We start from the raw sequence: 21,533 nt of genomic DNA, 5'->3' as shown, positions 1-21,533 counted from the left end.
TAAAGCCTCATATTGCAATAGGTACATTCTACCAATATCTTGATTGTAGAAGCTGGACGTTAAATACTGGACAATGTTTTGTATGAGAAATGTAAATTATCTCGAATACCCAATCATTAATTCTCCTTGCAATTGACGTAACGTTAAATGCTAAAATAATCCACATAAGGCGCCTTATCAAACTATGAAATGGGAGTTGTCTATGAGCGGATTTGTTACCATTGATAAGCTTTCTGCGCAATTCGGACTGACGAGTCGGACTCTGCGTCACTGGGAAGCTCAAGGATTGTTTGAAAGTAAGCGGGACAGCAGCTCTGGCTGGCGGATTTATGATGAGAAAGCAATACTCGCCATTCGGGTTACCTCATTATTAAGAAAGCTGGATATTAGCATCAAGGATATTGGAACCGTGCTTAAAAATATGTCCGTTCAGTCCATGTACGAAGCGCTCAGCCAGCAAGCGGCTTCTATTCACAATCAAAAAACAGAACTAACAAATAGAGAAGGTGAAATCCATCTCTTTTTACAGTGGATATCCGCCCATCTCGAGGAACCCATTACAAATCAATTATTATCTGAACTAAACGAAAAGTCATGCAGTCCATGGGATGGTATGACTGAAACTGAGGAGGTTATATCTATGCCAACTATTAATCACTCTACCCCTATTCATGTAAGATTCATTACTCTTCCAGCTATGAGATTTGCCTACAATGTTGCGGTTAGTACCTCACCAGAAGATGAAGCTATGATCCCAGTTAATGAATGGCTGGAAGCTAGTCAACTATTAGGCACAGCACGGCTGTTTGGCGGCAACACGAACCCGCACCCAAGTGGTGAGAATAAACCTTACGGATATGGATTCTGTGCCTCAATTCCGGAAAATGTGAAGATACCAGCTCACCTAAAGGAAATGCGCCTCGACGGCGGCCTCTATGCTCTGACAGAAAGCACTGATGATATCTACGGCTCATGGCAAGCCCTAATGGGGTATCTGGATAATCATCCTGATTATCAAGCGGATCATAATTCCAGATTATGTCTGGAGGAGCATATCCGTAACGATAGTCTCAAAGGTAGCGGAAATGAGTATGCCCTAAATCTACTCGAACCTGTAAAAAAGAGAGTTCACGCGCTTGCGTAAACGAGCGAGCCATAGATAAACGTTTTTCATCTAAAAAAACGCTCTCTTCTGCTTATTCGGGCAGACGGAGAGCGTTTTGTTGTACATTGCTTCTATTGATTTATTCCCTACGCAGACACAGCTGGAGTAATTTTCACAAAAATAAATCGTGTAAGCGGCCCAACTAAAATGATTTGCAGTGGAAGTGCAAAAATAAAATTTTTACCTATGGCAGACAGATAAGCTCTTGGTAGCTCAGCAGAAAATCCAACATGGAGAACTGCGCCATAGAAGGACATGAACAATACCATTCCGGTCACCATAAAAAAGGATATAAACATGATTTTTTTGATCATCGGCTCATTCTCTTTAACCAGCTTATGCGCGATCCCCTTCGCAACCTTGCCTACAACAAATACATCTAGAATGAGTGCAACTATAAATGCAGGCAAGTAGCCGACAATCACATCCTTAACTAACGTGCCTGACCAACCCTCCATTAGTGCTACATTGTAAATACTCATCCCCAGTACCATCAAAAAACACATGATGAACGTAAATAAAAATGCTTCTTTTTTGTTTCTTCCCATCTTCAAGCTCCTTTTATCTCTATATTGTCAACTTGGATTACAATAACACAAATTCTCAAATCAAGTCAACCAAGTTGACAATAATCGCAAATGACTTATACTGGGATAAACGAGCCATCATTTAGGAGTGTTCTAATGAATAAGCAGCTGCAAAAAATGAACCTGATTGATTTACTCAGTGAGAAGCATCTAGCTTTACGTAAAATAGTGACAGACAAAGACCCGGATCAAATCAATAAGACCGAATCCCACATTCTTGCAGTTCTTGAGGCCCGAGAAATGTTATCGATCTCAGAAATCAGTAGAATAATTCATATTTCAAGACAGGGCACGCATAAAAGCATTCAAGGCATGTTATCCCGTGGTTATGTTGAAGCCGTTGAAGTCGAAGGAAATCAGCGTGACAAAAATATTGTCCTCACTCCAAAGGGTATAGAATGCAATAACAGAATGATGATCACCAAAATTGAATTAGAGCAGCAGATCGCTGCCAAGCTGGGAGTAACAAATGTAGAGCTTCTTAAATCTTTGCTAAAAGAAGATTGGCTCTAATCTCCAGCAAAAAAAAGCCGCAGAGTTGTCTACTCTGCGGCTTTAAAAAGATTGAATTATTTTCCGGGAAATTGTCGTTAATTAGCTTTCAAAGCACTGTTTGCCGCGCTCTCTCCACCTAGACGACCTGAGGTAAAGGAATAACCAATTCCGACCCCATTGCCCACATAGGTATCATTGAATAATACGCCTTCCGATTCAAGCCCTACAGCAAACAATCCTTTTACTGGTGTACGTTTATCATTTAGCACTTGGAACTTAGTGTTTACCAGCAAGCCACCCACAGAACCCAAGTTGTTGATTTCAGCGACGATGGCATAATACGGTCCTTCTTCGCCCATTGGCTCTAAATAATCAGCAGCTTTACCAAATTCAGTATCCACACCAGTTTTTGTAGCTTCTTTATAACTATTGTAATTTTCTACAAACACATCTACATCCATACCTGCATTTGTTGCTAATTCTTCGATTGTATTTCCTTTGAAGCCATCTCCGTTTTCTACCATAGAATCAAACACCTTTTCTGCATTTACCCATGGATTCTCTAACGTGAATTGATCTGCAAATTCGGCATAAAATTCTGGTGGCATTCCTGGCAGGCTTGGTGCGTTAACACCTTTCATCCCCTTGGACTGAAGAGCAGCCAATTGAGATTTTGATACGATAACCATATGATAAGCACCATTAAATGCACTCGTATTAGCTGCTGCGACCGATGTTAATGTAGCTGCTTCATCTCTGAAACGTGCTCCGGAAGAACCGACATTCATGAAGTTAGGCAGATACGTCAACATCAGCGGATAACTTGCTTCAAAAGGCTCATATTGTGTTTTTAGTCCTTGTGTTGCTCTGGCTAATGTTTGGTGCAGCATTTGTCCACCGAAGTTATCAGGAACCTTGGCTCCTGCTTCCCAAGCCATCTTCAGACCTTCCCCAACATTCTGACCTAGTCCTCCGTTAACCCCTTCAAAACCAAAAGCTTCTTTAACCATTTCCGAATTTGCGGCATAACCGCCTGTTGCCATTACGACACTTTTGGCTGTGATTTCAAGAGTAGTCCCGTCCGATTTCTCAGCCACAATACCTGTAACTTCTCCTGCTTCATTGGTAATCAGCTTTTTGGCAGTGGTTTCGGTGATCACTTGTCCACCTTTTTGTTCAACCGATTCAGCCAACATTTTCCGAAGGGTCTCTTCTCGGGTTTCATAAGCTGGCAGTACATGCAGCTGCTCTCCGAAGAAGTTTAGGAAGCTGGTTTTATACCCTTTTTCTGCTAACCAATCATAAGTTTCGCCGGATTTCGTTACGTATTGTCTAATCGCTGCAGCGTCAACTCTCCAGTGATTGTTGACAATCCAATCGGCAATTTCTTTTTCCACATTTACTTTAAGATTATTGTCAGTAGCTGCGGAAGAATTATAGAACTTACCGGCCCAGGATAGATTACTTGCTCCCCCGATAACTCCTGTCTTTTCGATAATAATAACCTTGGCACCTTTATCAGCAGCGGTTACCGCTGCGGACACACCAGATGCACCGGCGCCTACTACCACTACGTCTGATTCAAGCTTTTCCGTTTTACCTTCACCTGCTTTTTGCACGCCACCGGCTTTAAGGACTTCCAGATTTCCTCCACCTTTGGTTACGGCATCTTCAACTGCCGCGAGCATTGCTTCACTGGAAAGACTCGCACCACTAACAGCATCTACTGCCAAGGTTTGTCCTTCCAGAATTTGATCTTTTATTTTTTCAAGTGCATTATCGCCTAGACCACCCGTTTCTGACTGGCTTACGATCTTAATATCTTTAATTTTATCTGGCTCATCCATAGTGACTTCTACTTTAATCACGCCCTCTTTGCCTTCCGCTTCCCCTGCGAATGTACCGGCTTTAAAAGATGATGATGACGAATTTGCCGACTCCCCATTTCCTTTGCATCCGCTCAGCATGGAAACGATCAGCACCATACAAAAAGTTAACATGAGCATTTTCTTGGTGAAATTTCTGTTGCGCATTCTCTTCTCCCCCAGTATCTAATATCTTATAGCTCGCCAAGAACGTGATATTTTTCACATTCATATCTATACATATCTACCGAACGTTGCCAAGCTATATACCGAAGTATAAACATTGGTGCAGCACCAAGGTCAATGTCCAATTCTTGTCCAAAAAGAAAAAACACCCGCTCTTAGAGCAGGTGTTTATAAAAATAAACTTATACAATTGGAATATTCACTTCCAAATATGAGCGGTTATTGCCTTCTATTTTTTCAGTAAGCATTAATTTACCCACCACATCACCCGCTATGGTATAACCATTTGCTTCGATGTAATCTATCATAAACTGCAAAGATTTCTTCGTGATATAATGTCCATCCGTAGATAACATGATAGCAGAAATACAGGTACTCGGGCTAATGTACTCTACATATTCATCGATATCCATTGCAAATTTCTGCACTTCCTCCTCGGGTAAGGTAAGCCCCCAGCTATAGTCAAAGTTATTATCACCGGATAACACCCCCGCGTCCTCAATCTTAAAAGAATAAAACGCATAAGGAAGCCTATCCATCCAAGTGTTGACGAGGCTTTTTACGATATCATTTTTTAATAATGCATTTTTATCCGTTTGCTTAAGCCTGTACATGCCTGGCAGTTGTTTAAGTTTACATATATATAATGAGGACTCTATTTCCTTAAGCTCTTTATGAATTTCATTCATCTTGTTTAGCAGCATCGTCTTTTGCTTAATCTCTTCTTCTAAACTCTGCTGAGACTGCTGCATCAATCCCATAACTTGCTCAATAGAGGAATCCTTCATCAGAAGTGCCACTTCGGGCAATGGAATTTCCATACTGCGATACCATCTGCTCATTAACAGATCCCTTGCATCTAAATCATTAAAATATCTATAATTATTGCTGTTATCTTTTGTAGGCCTAACAATATCATGTTTCTCGTATAATCTCAGCGTATCCGCAGTTACCCCGAGAATGGAAGCAAATTCACCTATGCAATACTTCACTTGAAGTCCCTCCATTCATTTCATGCATATCCTACCACACTAAATGATAAAGAGAAGGATGCTGTTTGGATATGAAGTAACTCATTTCATACTCAGGGTGTACATGCTAACTACGCTAGCGCAAGTAAGTGAACTAACATAAATCCAACTAAAGATAACATGACCGAACCTATAAGTCCCGCTGCAAAAGACTTCATTCCAAGCCGTCTAAATGCCGCCAAATCAACGTTTAATCCAAGCCCTGCCATCGCCATAGCGATTAACATATAAGCAATCGTAACGATCCCATTGGCTACTGATGCGGAGACGATTCCTAACGAATTCACACCACTGACAACTAGAAATCCTAGAATAAACCAAGGGATTGGAATGCTTTTCCACGAAGCTTTTGCCGCTCCACCTTGCACTTTTCTTTCTTCACGATTGGACCAAATCCCAATTAAAATAGCCACCGGCACAAGTAAAGCCACCCGGGTTAATTTAACGATGACCGCCATATCAACGGCAGCATTTCCACCAGCATCCGCAGCCGCGATAACGTGAGCAATTTCATGTAAAGTCGCTCCTGAGAATACCCCATAACCTAAATCTGATAAGCCGAGAAAAGGATATAAAAATGTGTACAGCAGTGTAAATATTGTGCCTAATATAGCTACTATAGCTGCACCAATGGCAGTTTCGTCATCTTTGGCTTTTATCTGTGGAGCGATGGCAACCACCGCTGCCGCACCGCAAATCGCAGTTCCGCAGGCAGTTAAGATACTGAGGCGCTTATCTACTTTGAACAGTCGTGCCAGCCCGTATACAACGGAGATCGCAAATATAATGACGATGACTGCCAAAAGAAATACCCGGGGTCCTGCAGCAACGATATCCTTTAGATTAAGCCGCATACCGAGCAAGATAATCCCAAGACGAAGCAGTTTTTTACTGGAAAAATCGGTGCCATGTGTGATGCTATTTGGCACTCCTATCGTAGCTCGCCAAATAATCCCGATTAAGATGGCAATGACCAATTGCCCCATAATAGATAGGAATGGAAAACCCGCTAAAAATTTCGCCAATAATGCGATAACTAAGGTTAGCCCTATCCCAAATGCAAACCCAACCTTTTTGTTGTGATCTGGTTGATACAAACCTTCTGATTGACCCATGTCGTATACACTCCTTGATGAATCTCTAGATGATGCTGTATAAATACATCCCATGACTCAACAATAATACGACACCGCTCGGAAGTTAAATACCAATATCCTATCCGTAAGATTAGGAATACTTATGCTTAATTTTAGACAAAAAAAGCTCCTTCGAGTGAAACATAAATGCCGTAGCATCTGCCTCACCAAAGGAGCAATTATAATCGTTAGTGATATTTAAGCTTCCAGCTTCTGTAGTCGAGTCCCTTTTGGAAGTACAGAAGTTATATATTCGTGTACCGGATGTTGCCCTTCCTCTTCCGCAAGTACAGTTACAATTCCTTGATCTGTACCGGTTCGAATCAGCCGCCCCATCCCTTGTTTGAGTCTTAACAGCATGTAAGGCAAATCCACATCTTCAAAGGGAGTGGAGGTTTCCGCCCGTTTTGCCATAAACACTGGATCAAGCGGAGGATACGGCAGCGACCATATGATCACATTAGATAATGAAGGTCCAGGAATGTCTAGCCCCTCCCATAAGGTGACCGCACATAACACGCTATGCTCATCCCGTTGGAACGCCGAAATTAAATAGCTGATTTCTTGATCCCCTTCATATAAAAATGAATATGAACTGCTTTCCGGTCGTAACGAGTTAAGCTGCTTGAACTGCAGAAGCTCTTCACGAGTACGGAACAGTAGCAGCGCTCTACCTTCAGTCCGCTGAATAAGCTTCAGGGAAATTTCCATTTTCTCAGCAAAATCCCCACTCTGAAGCTCTGGCACATAGACATTCATCTGGTGCTCATAGTCATAAGGTGAGTCTACAGAGAAGGATAAAAAATCTTGTATCCCAAGACTGTCCTTCAAGTATTGGAATGATTTATCCACAGACAATGTAGCCGATGAGAATACGATTGGCATTTTTTGCGTGAACAGGCTGTCTTGAAGTACCTCTTTGACATTTCGTGGCATGACCGACAGCGTTAGACCATCACTTTCTTCTGTCGCCCAGCAGATTAGAGCTCCCGAATCCTCAAACAATCGCAAAGCGATCTCTATGGTCTCCAAACGTTCCTCCACAATTCGCAGTTGGTATTCATCAATCGTGTAGAGTCCGCTCTCGAATACTAATTCTTCTTCGATAGCAGCAATTACACTCCGCATCCGGTGTACCTCACGAATCAATGAAGCATTCAGCGCAATGCTTTTCCGATCTGATCCCGGTATGTTTCGGCATTGACGGCGAATCGCTTTGAACATTTGCTCACTTTGCATGATCGCTTCATCAATCAGAACCGCCAGCGTTTCACGGATTTCATTCTGTAGCAGGCGAGAAATCAATTCTTCAAAGACGACATGCTTCATCTTATAGCCAAGCGCCTTCATGGCCGCTGATTCTAATAAATGTCCTTCATCGAATACAACCGCACAGTGATCCGGAAGCAAAGGGATTTGCCCTTCCCGCTTACGCGCTTCATAGGTCCAAATATGCTCCATGTAATAATCGTGGGAACAAATGATCAGATCACTTGATTTCCGGTAATGATCACGGGACAAGGTCTGCCCGCAGCGGTGACGCATATCGCAAGTAAAGCAGTCCTGAAACGTATCCCAGTTAATCTTGTTCCATTGTTCGTCATTCAGATCAGGGTAATCTCTGCGGTCTCCATAAGCATGGAATTGCTGCATCGGTGCATGTGAATGTACAAAATCAGGTAATGTACTGTACAAGCTCTCCAGTGGTAAGCTTTCATCATCATGGTTCCGAGCCTGATCCAGCTTTTTCAGACACATATATTTATCCGGAGATTTCGCTAGTCTGGCATCAATATTCATGTTCAGATGCTTCGCAAGCTTGGCGATATCGCCTTCCGGTTTCACAAGCTGCTCAATCAAGGACTCGTCCGCACATGCAATAATCGCAGGTTTGCCCATATAACGCGCATAACAAATGCTATACAACAAATACACTAATGTCTTGCCTGTTCCGACCCCTGCTTCAGCAAAAATCGTCTTTTTCTCGGCAAAAGCCCGCTCTACCTGAAAGGCCATATATATCTGTTCATCACGTACTTCAAATCCAGCCTCAGGAAGAATTTCATAGAATACATCTCCGACCCATTCCCCTACTTGCTCCATAAAAGGTTTGGTCCGATCATATTCAAAAGGATACTGTTTCGCCAACAAGCCTACCTCCAATATTTGATCAGGCATCTCTACCATGCCATGAAAAATAGAATCAACGGAAAAACTCTATTATCTCATACGTTTGGAGGAATTACAAAAAATAATTAGAGACAACTAAAGATCTGATTAATAACGAAGATACTCTTTTTCGTAAATATCATTAATCCTTTCCAAAACATTCCTGGCTTGATCCTTAAATTTCAAATCCGCAACCTGGCCTTTCCGAAGAAATACCCCCGTCTCCCCACGGTGTTCTCCCAGAGCACCCTCATACAATTGGTCGGCGCCGTGGGTAGGCGGAGAGAAAAACAGCTTCATCAACGGTTTAACTATTAGAGGCAGTCCAGAATTTTTTCCTTTTCGCAGCGTGTTATTGCTACCCGGATCAACACTGCGAATCATGATGCCCTCGTTAGCAAGCTGCGGCGCAGCGGCCTGTGTCCATAACGATAATGCCAGCTTTGAGGTGGCGTAAGGACCAAGCAGCTTGCGGAAGGTGGTGGGACGCTCCAGGATTTCAATCGTAAACTCTTTCGTAAACTTAAGCGCGGAGGATGAGGTGTTGATCACCGTTTTTAAGCGTCCTTTTTGTAGGATATCCTTCAATTCCATTAAAATAATATACGGCACAACGGTCATCAACTCATAGTGCTTTTCGCGCCCCTGTGTCGAATAGCTCAGTTCAGGGAAGCTCCCGCCGGCATTGTTGAACAAAATATCGATCCGCTGCTCCTTGCCTTTGATCTCTTCCAGTGTCCCTCTCAAGCTGGGAAAATCCGCGAGATCGGTTGTTTTATAAATACGAAGCCAGCCGTTTTTGATGGCTTTTTGGATGTTCTCATCATCGGCTGGAAAACCGGAACGGTTCAAAGCAACCACCTGCCAATCCTCCGCTAGCAATTTTCGAGTTAATTCCAATCCAATCCCGGCGTTAGCGCCTGTAATCAATGCGATATTTTCACGTTGCTGTGTGCTCATTGTAAATCTCCTCCTGAATTCGGGATATCTTCTTCTTATAACGCACATTTTATTAATTGGAGTCGACTCCAAGTCAAGGCGTAATAAAAAGATTTTGTCCCAGAGATAAGGTCTTGACTTGGAGTCAGCTCCAAGTTGTATAATGCACACACAAAGCAATCTCCAGGAGGTACAGTATGAAGGCAGAGCAAACGTTTACGATAAAAGAAACCGCCGTGCAAACCGGAATATCCGAGGATACAATCCGCTATTACGAAAAGATCGCGCTGCTTCCCCGGGCGGACCGGAAGGACAACGGGCACCGCGTTTACCGGCAGGAAGACATAGATACAATCCTGCTGCTATCCTGCCTCAAAAAAACAGGCATGCCCTTGCAGGAAATGCAGCCATTTTTGGCGGTCTCCGCCGACGCTGATCCCGCGGATTATCCTGAACTGGTGGAGCATTTAAGAAACCATCGAGAAAACATCGTCAGCCAAATCTCCTCGCTGCAGCAGGTTGTCGATTTTATTGATATGAAGCTGGAACAAGGGAAATATCGCCGAGACTGCTCAGATAAAAGCGAGGACAAATCGAAATCAAAAAACATCTCCCCTGTTGAGATGAGTTATTTTTCTGGATCAGCAAAAATGAATAATTAATGAATTGGAGTTTTTAGGATGAAAGCAATGATCATAAAAAAATACGGGAATTCCCCTCTTCAACTAGCCGATATCCCAACACCCGCAGTGGGTGATTACGATGTATTGGCAGAGATCCACGCAGCAAGTATTAATCCTATCGATTTCAAAGTGCGGGATGGCAAAGTACGTACGCTGTTGAAATACAACATGCCCCTAGTTTTAGGAAATGATTTTTCAGGGATTGTCATCCAAGTAGGAAAGAATGTTAAAAAATTCAAGATAGGTGATGAGATTTACGGACGGCCCAGAAAAGATAGAATCGGAACCTTCGCAGAATATATCTCCGTACATGAAGAGGATATAGCTCTCAAACCTCACAATCTTTCCTTTGAGGAAGCTGCATCCATCCCATTAGTCGGGCTTACTTCTTATCAAGCTTTACATGATATATTACAGCTAACGGCAGGACAAAAGGTATTGATTCAAGCGGGAGCGGGCGGTGTTGGCACCTTTGCTATCCAACTTGCCAAAGCGATGGGGATATACGTGGCTACTACTACAAGCGATGCTGGAGCAGAATTGGTCAAGTCACTTGGAGCCGATCAAATTATCAATTATAAAACCGAAGCATTTGATAAGATTTCACAAAATTATGATGGAGTATTCGATACCATTGGCGGTGAAACATTAGAAAAAGCTTTTAAAACAGTCAAACAGGGAGGACAAATTGTATCGGTTTCAGGGTTGCCTAATGCACGCTTCGGAAAAGAGTATGGAGCTGGGTTCATAAAAACTAATATTTTTCGCTTGATTACCCGGAAGCTGAGCAAATTAGAGGCAAAGTACAAGGTTAAATACAGCTTTCTGTTCATGAAACCAAGTGGCAGTCAATTAGAAATCATTTCAGAGCTTATTGAATCCGGACAAATAAAACCTGTTATTGATCAAGTGTTTCCTTTTGTAGAAGCGCAGAAAGCGATGGAGTATTCCGAATCGGGCAGAGCTAAAGGAAAGATCATATTAAAAATAAAGTGATACAACATATAAATAAAACGGCAGTCTAAGACTTTAGGCTTCTGTCTAGACTACCGTTTTTTATTTGTGTACGCATTAATTAAAGTATCTATTTCCAAAAATCCGTTCCAGCAAAAACAAACTCTTTATCCAGTGTCTCGTCCCCATCTTCAAAGCAATCTGCCCAAGACACACGTTGCTTACTCAGGGGAATTGCATCCTTCACGCCATATTCCTTATAACTAACGGTTTGTTCATTAGCGGTGTTGTTCCAGTTATCCCAGCCAAGTGGATGTATATGTGCACCCAACTGGCAATCTACAAATACGGTTTTAGCATACTCACGCCAAGGACGGCCCAGAAACACCGGAGCAATATCAGGAGCAGCTGTTAAAAAGCAATTTTTAAAAATATAACCATACGATTGTCCCTCAGGTGTGGAGGCAGCCGTAATATAACCTGCTTGATTCTCACTATGACGCAAGCTGCGAATTTCACATCTGTCAAAATATGCTGTAGCCCCACCAAATATAAAGTCCACTGTTCCCTCTATATAGCAATGCTGATACAACTGCCGATATTGGGCATGGTGTTCTCTCAGTGGTATACCTCCAAACGTAGATCGCTCTTTGGGTGCAGGTGGCAAAGGTCCCGTGAACAACGTGTCCTGATACCCTTTTAAAGTACAATTTCTGAATACGGTTTGATCACAATTAGCATACACAGCTACGGCCTGCCCGATATTTTCACCCTGCCCTGCATTATTGGTAATCACCAGATTTTCCAAGACCAGATGGCTCCCGCCCAGAAATAACGTTGGTGTAGAGAATGTATTGATTTCTTCGCCCGCTTCATCACGCTCTTTCGCGTAACGATTCATAACAATCTCCACGTAGCCAATCCCTATGATCGTAAGATTAGAACGATAAATCCGCACTGCCTCTTTATAGACCCCTGACAAAATATAAAGCGTATCCGCTTGACCGGATGGCCCCTGCTCTAGTGAATCTATCGCCTCTTGAATCGTGTGATAAGCGCAAAAGGATTCTTTTCCTACAACAAGCATAGTGGATTCTTTTCCTTTCAATAAATTGATGACTTTCTCTTATGGACAGACATTCTGTGCTTCAGGTGACACTGTAGCTTGTTCTACTAATTTTTCCGGCTTCTTCGTGTTTTTTGATCGACAATCTATGATCTCTACAGCTTCTCCATTTTCAATGTAAAAAGCAGGCCCTTCATGGTTCTCAATCGTCACCTGATGAAATTGAACATCTCTTGCATTCCCGAGGAAAAACCCCCGATTATTCATGTTTTCGATCCCTGTCATCATGTCTGGATGGCCGGGAATTGCATTCGTCGCCATGGAGATGTCCACATTGGTAAACGTAATCTCGGATACATACTGCTCCGCAAGCCCGTATAAGAAACCCGCTGCGGCATGAACATTACGTGCGGTAATATTGGCAAAATGAATGCGTCTAAAACACGGCGTTTCCTCTGTAATCGGATAAGGATTTTTATCCCACACATATTTTTCTTTCCCGCGTGGTCCACAGAAATAATATAGATTTAGAGTAAACGGACAAATAACGTCCTCCATTACAATATTGCTGATCCGAATATCTTCAATCGTTCCCCCGCGTCCCCGTCTTGATTTCATCCGGATTCCACGATCGGTTTGTTTAAACACACAATTACTAATCGTGACATTACGAATATCTCCACTCATTTCACTACCGAGTACGACACCCCCGTGTCCATGTACCATAGTGCAGTTGGTGATCGTAATATTCTCACAAGGAACTCGTTCTTTGGTGTCCTCAGTTCCTGCCTTGATCGCAATGCAGTCATCACCGACATCAATATTGCAATTGCTAATTCGCACATTGGTGCAAGACTCTGGATTAATGCCATCTGTATTCGGAGAGTCGGCCGGGTTCAGAATGGAAATATTATCAATAGTCACATTGTAACAGCCTATCGGATTAACGGTCCAGCTTGGAGAATTGACCAGCGCGATATCTTTAAGGGTTACCCGCTGACATCTGTCCAAGCCGATTAGAGTCGGCCGGGGATACTGCAGCTCTTCCCGGCGGTTCCGAAACTTATCCCACCAGAGTTCACCATTTCCGTTAATCATTCCGCTGCCAGTGATCGATACATTAACTAACTCTCTTCCATAAATACAAGGTGAATGAACCTGCTGCTTCACTCCTTCCCATCTGCATTCCACTGCAGGGTAATCCTCCGGGTTCGTACTGAATGAAAGAATGGCACCAGGATTTAAATTCAATTCGATATTGCTTTTCATATGAATTGCACCGGTTAAGAACGTACCAGCCGGTACATAAACGGTTCCTCCACCGGCTTTATTTGCCGCTTCAATCGCACGCGTTATCGCTTCAGTCGCTAACTTTTTACTATTCTTAAGCGCTCCAAAATCCTCAATATTGTAGATCAACATTCATAAGCCCCCCTGTTCTATATCAGATCCAGCCTTTTAATTGTTCATATTCCACACAAGCCTGTAGGAAAGCACCCACACCTTTTTGGTCGTTAGTGACAATAGGCTCGCTAATGTAATAAGCGAAAGTACCGTCACGTTGGTCCACTCCACCTAATCCGGCTACTTGGCAATTCTTATTTAAATTGACCCATTCTTCTTTGGTTTCTAGTACAAACTCCGAGATAAGTCCTTGTTGAGCCAGATCTAATGTTTCGTACCATCCAGCGTTTAACACGCCTAATCGGATACCTTTAGCCATGGCATACACGATCATGCTTGAAGCAGAGGCCTCAAGATAATTTCCTTTGCGTTCCCCTAGATTAATCACTTGATACCAGACCCCGGATTCCTTATCCTGATATTTCTTCACCGCAGTTAAGGTATCATTTAGTATTCGTACCAGCTCTGGATAATCTGAGTGCTCACTAGGCAGCAATTCCAGAACATCAACTAAAGCCATGAGATACCAGCCAAGTGAACGGGCCCAAAAGTTAGGCGAAAGTCCTGTTTCAGGGTCGCACCAAGGTTGAATACGCTGTTCATCCCATGCATGATATAGCAGACCTGTTACCGGATCTTTCGTATGCTTCTCACACAAGATAAATTGTTTGGTTACATCCTCAAGTCCCTGCCCTTCTTCAAAAGCTAGCAAGTAGGCTAAATAAAAAGGAGCGCCCATATAAAGTCCATCTAACCAAATCTGATAGGGATATATATTTTTATGCCAAAAAGCACCTTCCGAGGTTTGCGGATGGGTCTCAAGTTGCTTTCTAAGTAAAGCAGCCGCTTTTTTGTATTTTTCCTGCTTCGTTTCTTTATATAGAGTCAATAATAATTTTCCGTTGTTAATATGATCGATATTATACTCCTCTAGGTGGTAGCCCTTGACACTGCCATCTTCCTGAATAAAGTAGTCCATATTATCTTGAATGAACTGCAGATACTTCGAATCACCGGTCTGCTTCCAAAGCCATTCAAAACCGTTCAATACCACGCCATAATCGTAGGTCCAGCTTCCTTTGTAGCCTTTATCTTCATAAAGCTTCGGTGTCCGCGCCATAATAGAGTCTGCCGTTTGAATTGCCCACTGTGATTTCTTCATCCCAACCCCCAAAATATTTATAAATTTAAGAGCTCAAAAACTAAAAATAGGTTCACCCGATTTAAGGATTACTTTGTACATAAAATAATACGACTTGATTCTCTGAAATCTCAGAGAATCAAGTCATTGTTTAGTAAGGATACGGAGCGATTCAGTCTTGGAGCATTGACTGTATTTCAACACAAGCCATCACCAATGCGCCCACACCATGCAGATCATTTTTAACCTTAGGCCGAGTCACGTAACTCTCGTAATCTCCAGCTGAGGTACCGATACAAATGTCCGGCAGAACTAATCGGTTATGCTCATCCCACTGGATTACTTTGGTTAACCCTTCATATCCTTTTTTAGCGGCAGCTGTAGCGATAGTCACATCACTTACAACGCCATGCTTCACGGCTTTGGCAATCGTATAGACGAACAAACATGACCCTGAAGTCTCCAGCCAATTATCTGGCTCATGTCCCTTATCTACGACTTGATACCAAAGTCCACTTTTTTGATCTTGGTAACGAATAAGTGCATCCACAAAATCTCTCAGCGTAGTAGAAAGCTCTGTCCGGGCTGAATCATGGGAAGGTAACAGATCCAGAAATTGCGATAAGGCGAGACCATACCATCCTAATGATCGGCTCCAGAACTCCGGTGAACAACCCGTCTCCGGATTCGACCAAGGCATCCGCCGGCTCTCATCCCAGGCATGGTATAACAAACCCGTTGTCTCATCCTTCATATGCTTGCGCATTAACATTTCCTGATGAAGGACCGTTTCACGCAAGCTTGGTTCATCGTAGACATTAGCATATTTCAAGGAGAATACGCCTGCCATATAAAGTCCATCCAACCACATTTGGTTGGCGTACTTATCCTTGTGCCAATACCCGCCCTCAGAGGTTTTATTTAGTGTGAGCAGTAAATTTCTTAGCTTCTCTGCTGCAATACGATACTTAAGTTTGCCTGTCCGTTCATAAAGAGTGAATAGTAGCTGTCCTGCTTGAACCGCATCCAGCTCATCACGTGCAAAATAAAAGTTCCCGTATTCATCCACCAAATCATCTACATATTCCTGAATATAGTTGATATAACGGTCTTCTTGATAAGCATTCCACAAAAGCTCCATGCCACACAGAAATACACCCTGATGATAGTGCCATCGATGCGCAGGGGGAAGCTCTCCCGCCCTGTAAGTATCTATTAGTGAATCGCAAGCTTTTTTTGCCCACTCTATCGGCGTTGTAGGTATCTGTACAGTCATCTCGAAGCTCCTCCCCTAAGTATAGTCTCTCTCTTTCTTGCTAGCCCTTCATAGAACCCAACATGGCACCTTTGGCAAAATGCTTTTGCAGGAACGGATACACACAAACTATTGGTAAGGTAGCTACAACAATAACAGCCATTTTAATTGATTGATCTGGCGGTGGAACAGCAGCATCCAGTGTAGCGCTGTGATCCATACCGCTGGCAAGGACGACAATTTGTCTGAGCAGAACCTGTATTGGCCATTTCGCACTATCATTCAAATACAGAATCGCATTCATGTAGGTATTCCAATACGTTACCGCATAGAACAATCCGATCGTCGCTAATGCAGGTAAGGATAGTGGCAATACAATCCGAAATAATATTCCAAAATCGTTACAACCATCAATTTTGGCCGATTCCTCCAAACCTTCAGGTATATTTTGGAAAAAGTTTCTCAAAATGATCATATTAAAGGCACTAATCGCTGACGGTAGAATCAGTGATGCGTACGTGTCAATTAGTCCTAATTCCTTCACCACGAGGAACGTTGGAATCATCCCACCATGAAAAAGCATGGTGAACACAACCATGAAGTTAACCACTTTACGACCATCCAGATCTTTTCTGGTAAGAGCGTAGGCCATCAAAGAAGTTATAAACAAACTAAAAATAGAACCAATTGCCGTGACACCAATGGAAACACCCATGGCTTTAAATATTGTATTCGTCGAAAAGATGAACTTGTACGCTTCCAGACTCCATACCTTTGGAATCAGTACAAATTTGCTAGAAGCTAGTTCTGCACTCGTTGTGAAAGAGCCTGCTACAACGTGAACAAGGGGAAGCACAGTAATTAAAGCAATGATCGCAAGCAGCGTAAAGTTTATAGCAGAAAAGATTCTACCACTGATTGTTTTATCTTCTACCATTTCGATTCCTCCCACAAAATATCAATAAACGCCTTCTTCTCCCATTTTCTTGGATAATTTATTCACCATCATCACCATTACAAAGCCTACAATCGATTTAAAGAATCCAATAGCTGTACTGTAACTAAACTGCCCCTGTCTCAAACCAGCAGTATATACATACGTATCGATAATTTCCGCAACTTCTCGATTCATGGAGTTAAGTAGCAGATATACATGTTCAAATCCAAGATCAAGAACGGAACCAATTTTCAGAATAAATAATGTAATAATTACGCCTCTAATCGCTGGAAGAGTGATATGCCAGACTTGTCTAAGTCTTCCAGCTCCGTCCATACGCGATGCTTCATAAAGCCCTGGGTCAATCGCAGCTATGGAAGCTAGATAAATAATCGTTCCCCAACCTGCTTCTCTCCAAATCACCTGAATAATATACATGGGCCTGAACCACCCTGGATTAAGCAGGAAATTGATTGGTTCAAAACCAAAATAGACAAGCAGCTCGTTGATAATCCCTCCATCCATCGTGACCATTACATAAGAAATGGAGACGATGATAACCAATGACAGAAAATGGGGCAAATAGAAGATCGTCTGAAAGGTTCTTTTGAAAAAGCTGCCTTGAAGTTCATTTAACATCAGGGCAAGAATAATCGGCATCGGGAAATAGATAAGAATATTTAATCCGAAAAGAATAAGTGTGTTCACTAATATATTTAAGAAATCCGGCTCTGTGAACAACCTGCTGAAATGCTTCATCCCTACCCAGTCACTACCGTTGATCCCTTGATAGGGTTTGTAATCCTGAAATGAGATAATTAATCCGTACATTGGAAGATATTTAAAAATCAAAAAATACAGTACTCCCGGAGTTAGCATGACGTAGAGCCATTTATTTCTCCACAGCCGCTTTTTCAGTTCGCTGCTGCTTTTATAAATTTCAGGCTTAGGATTCATTTGAGGAGCTGAGCTGGGCTGTGCGGTGACTTCCTGCATGATATTCTTCCTTTCTCCTTCTTTATTCAAACACGATATTTCTGAACCCAGTGAGGAATAGAAAAGGTTGTTGAAACAAGATCAACAACCTTTTCAGCTACAATTTGTCGCTTAACTATTCGAGTACGGGTTACTATTTTTTGTATAACGCGTTGTATTCTTCAATAATCTTATCTCCACCACGGCTCTTCCAGTTCTCTACTTCCTTCTCAAATCCAGCCTTGTCAATCTGACCATAAATATATTTATAGGTTGCATCTGTAATAATCTGTTGAAGCTCTACGCCTTTTTCTGTATAGGTAGCCGAATCCATAGCAGCTGTTGGATCCGCTACACCAACTTTGACATTCTCAAGAACCAATTGATCTGCATGAATTCTTCCTGGCAGCGTGTTATAGTTCTCGTACATTCCATTGGTTTCAGCTTCGCCGATAACGCTGTCCTTATATCCCTTTACTTCACGTTCAATCAATTCTTTGTCGTCTGCAGCTTTCGCTTTACCGTCTTCAACGGTATAGTGAGTACCTTCAATTCCCCAATACATCAAATTAGCTACTTCTGGGGTCATCATTTGATCAAAGAAAGCAAGAATCTTCTTCAGCTCTGCCTCATCCTTGACAGCAGATTTCGGGAACAAGACAACATTGTTATAGCCTGGAATCATCCATTGAGCATATTTTCCATCTGGACTTGCAACCATACTATGCGCATCCAAAACAGCGTCAGGGTTATTCTTAATAGTATCTTTATTGATGGCATCAATATCTTGCATGGAGCCCCCAATATAGAGTCCACCCTTTCCAGCCTTAAACATATTTACAGCATCCGTTTTACTGGTGGCAGCGAAATCTTGATTAATGTATCCGCCATCACGAGCTTTTTTGAAAAAATCCATTGTGTCGAAATATTCATCGAAGGTAAATTCAGGCGCTAATTTGCCATCCTTCTCACCCCAGGTATTCGGTGTTCCGAACCAAGACGAAACAGTTTTGAAAGCTCCATAGGTCAACTCATTACGGTCAATAATACCGGTAGTATCTTTCTTTCCATTACCGTCTGGATCTTGTTCTGTGAAGGCTTTAGCCATTTCAAATAATTCATCTACATTAGCTGGTGCAGCAAGTCCTAATTTATCTGCCCAGTCTTTGCGGTAAATGATCCCTTGGCGTGCAAGTGGACGCCCGATATATAGGGTATAAAGCTTGCCATCTACTTTCGTGTTATTAAGAATTTCTGGTTTCAATTTGCTCAAATTCGGAAATTCGCTTAATAGTGGACCGATTTCCCAGAATTGTCCGTCTTTTATCGCTTCTTTCATCTGAATGAAGGTTGTCTGATTCTTCAAATATGTTACTTGCGGCAATGAACCCGTTGCAAAAGATGAATTCAGTTTTTCTTCATAAGTATCAGCCGGAAAAAATTGATAAGTCAGCTTCGTGTTGGTCAATTTCTCAAGTTCATTCTTAATCGTATCAGGCGGAGTCTCTGATGTATTCAATGGAAGCATGATTTTGATTTCTGTAGGTTCCTCTTTAGGTGCTTCAGTCTCTTCCACCTTCGTAGTGTTCTGTGCACTTGTAGTTGGGGCTGCTGCTTCTTCTTTGTTATTGTTGTTACCACCGCATCCAGCTAACAATGTGCTGAATGTTAACAGTGCTGTTAACAACATGGTGAAGGATTTCTTCTTCATACCATTTTGACCTCCATAATTTGTATTGGTTACGAGTTCCACGTTACATCGTCGGCAAGGTTACGAAAACAATCATTTCCCCATAACGGCGCGTTCTGAAAGGGATCTGAGCAAATGATTATCGGGATATCGCAGCACAAAAAAAATCCACCGCATTATCCGCAGTGGATCAAAACCTTTTTAACCTATTTACTTTTCTGTCTCAAACTCAGCCTCAGCATATTCCTTAATAATAAGATTGCCTCCACGAGCTCTCCATTTCTCAACCTCTTGCTGGAATCCCTCGACGGTAATGTTACCTAATATATAGTTATATGTAGCATCCACAATGATTGTAGATAACTCCATATTCTTCTCATCAAAAGTAGATGAGCTAAGAGAAACTGTCGGGTCATCAACCAGAAAAGATTCATTATCTTTACTCAGCTGATCTGCTAGAGAGGTTAATTGCTCCTTCTGAGCCACTTCCATAATGTTTTTATTACTAATGTCCGCAATCATTAAAGCATATAGCGGATTCACTTCCTGTACCCGCAGTTGTGAGGTTTCCTCGGGAAGGATAATTTTTCCGCCTTCAAGCTTATAATGCCGCCCCTCAAAGCCATACATCATTATATTGGATACATCTTTATCCATGGTCCGATCAAAAAATCCAAGCACCTGCCGAAGCTCCTCCTCTGTGGCAATGGACTTTTTGGAAAAGAGATACAGTCCGTTGTAATTGGGGATAGACCACACTTTATATCCATCAGGCCCCTCGATACGATTGATCAGCGTAAGTTCAGCCTTTGGATTGTATGCTTGAGCTTCAATTGACAACCGCTGCACATCAGTCATGCTGCCAATAAACACACCAGCGATACCGTTAATGAATTTATCGCGTTGAACCTCTTTACTGGTAAGAGCAAAGTCCTGATTTATGATTTTTTCATCATATAATTTCTTCATAAAATTCATTGTGTTCATATACTCCGCTGTTACGAATTCCGGAACAAATTGATGATTCTCTAGCTTCCAATTATTTGGTGTGCCAAAATAAGAGCTTAGTGTCTTAAATACACCATAAACAAGATCATTACGATCGACTAATCCAAGGGTATCTTGTTTGCCATTCTGATCCGGATCGTTATATGTAAATTGCCTCATTACTTCATATAGGTCATCTAAGGTCTGTGGATTGCTTAAATGAAGATTGTCCAGCCAATCCTTACGTATTATGACACCCTGTCTGGAGGAAGGGCGTTCTGTATACAGGCCGTAGATCTTACCATCAACAGCTGTCTGCTTAAGAATAGCGGGGTCCAGTGCTTTAAGATTGGGGAACTCCTGAAGATATGGGCCGATCTCCCAAAATGCTTCAGAACGGATGGCGTTTTTCACCAGATTATAGTCTGAGAACTTCACAAAGGTGACTTTTCCCAAGGAATTAGTGGTCAACGCCGTGTTCATTTTATCGGTATAAACACCCTCAGGCACCCACGTGATATCAAGCTCCACCCCTGTTAATCTTTCAATCTCAGCTATAATCTTTTTTGAAGGCTGCTGTGGAAAATGAAGAGGTGCCAAGATGGAAATGCTCGGGCGAGCTTCTTGCAGTACAGAACCAGCTGACTTTCCATCACTGCAAGCGCTTAACATAGGGAAAACAAGCATGAAAAATAAGCAGCAACATAACGTTGCCCTTCTACACAAAAATTGTCTAAACATTTCTACAGCCTCCTAAGGTATTGTAAGGATTTTCACCCTACAGCTTGAAGATTTTCCATTTTGTAGTCATAATTAGGGTTAATGATTATTGCAGAACGAGATGATTATTGTTATTTTCCACCAGGTT

General features: G+C 42.2%; 18 protein-coding genes. 4 read left to right on the top strand and 14 right to left on the bottom strand.

Translation table 11 applies throughout. From position 1 onward, the window contains the following. Window positions 1–202: 202 nt before the first annotated feature. Entirely contained in the window at window positions 203–1,144 is a 942-nt protein-coding gene (locus MHB56_RS24060) for a MerR family transcriptional regulator (RefSeq protein ID WP_341144085.1), read from the top strand. A gap of 107 nt (window positions 1,145–1,251) precedes the next feature. Here the strand turns inward: MHB56_RS24060 and MHB56_RS24055 are convergent, their stop codons facing one another. Next, window positions 1,252–1,713, bottom strand: coding sequence for a DUF2798 domain-containing protein (locus MHB56_RS24055; protein ID WP_076124997.1), 462 nt, complete (start codon window positions 1,711–1,713; stop codon window positions 1,252–1,254). 135 nt (window positions 1,714–1,848) lie between these two features. Between MHB56_RS24055 and MHB56_RS24050 the strand changes: the two genes are divergently transcribed. Further along, window positions 1,849–2,265 carry a MarR family winged helix-turn-helix transcriptional regulator gene (locus MHB56_RS24050; RefSeq protein WP_038569750.1) on the top strand — a complete coding sequence of 139 codons (417 nt, stop codon included), beginning with the start codon at window positions 1,849–1,851 and terminating at the stop codon, window positions 2,263–2,265. A 77-nt stretch (window positions 2,266–2,342) separates the two neighbouring features. Here MHB56_RS24050 and MHB56_RS24045 read toward each other — a convergent pair whose 3' ends face one another. From MHB56_RS24045 to MHB56_RS24025, 5 genes are all read right to left on the bottom strand, one after another. Next, the gene (locus tag MHB56_RS24045) at window positions 2,343–4,280 is read right to left on the bottom strand and encodes an FAD-dependent oxidoreductase (protein WP_076304407.1); all 1,938 of its coding nucleotides are present in this window, start codon (window positions 4,278–4,280) and stop codon (window positions 2,343–2,345) included. Between the two features lie 200 nt (window positions 4,281–4,480). Further along, complete coding sequence (locus MHB56_RS24040) at window positions 4,481–5,290, bottom strand: MerR family transcriptional regulator (RefSeq protein ID WP_076124994.1); 810 nt, start codon at window positions 5,288–5,290, stop codon at window positions 4,481–4,483. Window positions 5,291–5,400: 110 nt separating this feature from the next. Continuing rightward, window positions 5,401–6,444, bottom strand: coding sequence for a YeiH family protein (locus MHB56_RS24035; protein ID WP_076308269.1), 1,044 nt, complete (start codon window positions 6,442–6,444; stop codon window positions 5,401–5,403). Between the two features lie 219 nt (window positions 6,445–6,663). Then, the gene (locus MHB56_RS24030; protein WP_370510779.1) at window positions 6,664–8,568 is read right to left on the bottom strand and encodes an ATP-dependent DNA helicase; all 1,905 of its coding nucleotides are present in this window, start codon (window positions 8,566–8,568) and stop codon (window positions 6,664–6,666) included. 174 nt (window positions 8,569–8,742) lie between these two features. Then, window positions 8,743–9,594, bottom strand: a complete 852-nt coding sequence (locus MHB56_RS24025; protein ID WP_339281905.1) for an SDR family NAD(P)-dependent oxidoreductase — start codon at window positions 9,592–9,594, stop codon at window positions 8,743–8,745. Between the two features lie 176 nt (window positions 9,595–9,770). Here MHB56_RS24025 and MHB56_RS24020 point away from each other — a divergent pair, with 176 nt between their 5' ends. Further along, window positions 9,771–10,235 carry a MerR family transcriptional regulator gene (locus MHB56_RS24020; protein WP_076124989.1) on the top strand — a complete coding sequence of 155 codons (465 nt, stop codon included), beginning with the start codon at window positions 9,771–9,773 and terminating at the stop codon, window positions 10,233–10,235. Between the two features lie 18 nt (window positions 10,236–10,253). Then, a complete protein-coding gene (locus MHB56_RS24015) occupies window positions 10,254–11,252 on the top strand; it encodes an NADP-dependent oxidoreductase (RefSeq protein WP_076191243.1) in 999 nt (332 codons plus the stop codon). Between the two features lie 88 nt (window positions 11,253–11,340). Here the strand turns inward: MHB56_RS24015 and MHB56_RS24010 are convergent, their stop codons facing one another. The 8 genes from MHB56_RS24010 to MHB56_RS23975 all read right to left on the bottom strand — a co-directional run bounded on the left by MHB56_RS24010 (window position 11,341) and on the right by MHB56_RS23975 (window position 21,406). Next, a complete protein-coding gene (locus MHB56_RS24010) occupies window positions 11,341–12,297 on the bottom strand; it encodes a pectinesterase family protein (RefSeq protein WP_341144084.1) in 957 nt (318 codons plus the stop codon). 39 nt (window positions 12,298–12,336) lie between these two features. Next, a complete protein-coding gene (locus tag MHB56_RS24005; RefSeq protein WP_339281903.1) occupies window positions 12,337–13,698 on the bottom strand; it encodes a glycoside hydrolase family 28 protein in 1,362 nt (453 codons plus the stop codon). 22 nt (window positions 13,699–13,720) lie between these two features. Beyond that, entirely contained in the window at window positions 13,721–14,842 is a 1,122-nt protein-coding gene (locus MHB56_RS24000; protein ID WP_341144083.1) for a glycoside hydrolase family 88/105 protein, read from the bottom strand. 151 nt (window positions 14,843–14,993) lie between these two features. Continuing rightward, complete coding sequence (locus MHB56_RS23995) at window positions 14,994–16,097, bottom strand: glycoside hydrolase family 88/105 protein (RefSeq protein ID WP_076301277.1); 1,104 nt, start codon at window positions 16,095–16,097, stop codon at window positions 14,994–14,996. Window positions 16,098–16,137: 40 nt separating this feature from the next. Next, window positions 16,138–17,013 (bottom strand): carbohydrate ABC transporter permease, encoded by an 876-nt coding sequence (locus tag MHB56_RS23990; RefSeq protein WP_036679255.1) that lies wholly within the window; start codon window positions 17,011–17,013, stop codon window positions 16,138–16,140. Between the two features lie 21 nt (window positions 17,014–17,034). Further along, window positions 17,035–18,009: an ABC transporter permease gene (locus tag MHB56_RS23985; RefSeq protein WP_036679252.1), complete on the bottom strand. Its 975-nt coding sequence runs from the start codon at window positions 18,007–18,009 to the stop codon at window positions 17,035–17,037. Window positions 18,010–18,142: 133 nt separating this feature from the next. Beyond that, window positions 18,143–19,699, bottom strand: coding sequence for an extracellular solute-binding protein (locus MHB56_RS23980; RefSeq protein WP_076301278.1), 1,557 nt, complete (start codon window positions 19,697–19,699; stop codon window positions 18,143–18,145). A gap of 189 nt (window positions 19,700–19,888) precedes the next feature. Further along, window positions 19,889–21,406: an extracellular solute-binding protein gene (locus MHB56_RS23975; protein ID WP_081383134.1), complete on the bottom strand. Its 1,518-nt coding sequence runs from the start codon at window positions 21,404–21,406 to the stop codon at window positions 19,889–19,891. Window positions 21,407–21,533 lie beyond the last annotated feature (127 nt).

This window comes from Paenibacillus sp. FSL H8-0315, assembly GCF_038005365.1.
Taxonomy (GTDB): Bacteria; Bacillota; Bacilli; order Paenibacillales; family Paenibacillaceae; genus Paenibacillus_AQ; species Paenibacillus_AQ odorifer.
This window is presented reverse-complemented; position numbering and strand designations above follow the sequence as displayed.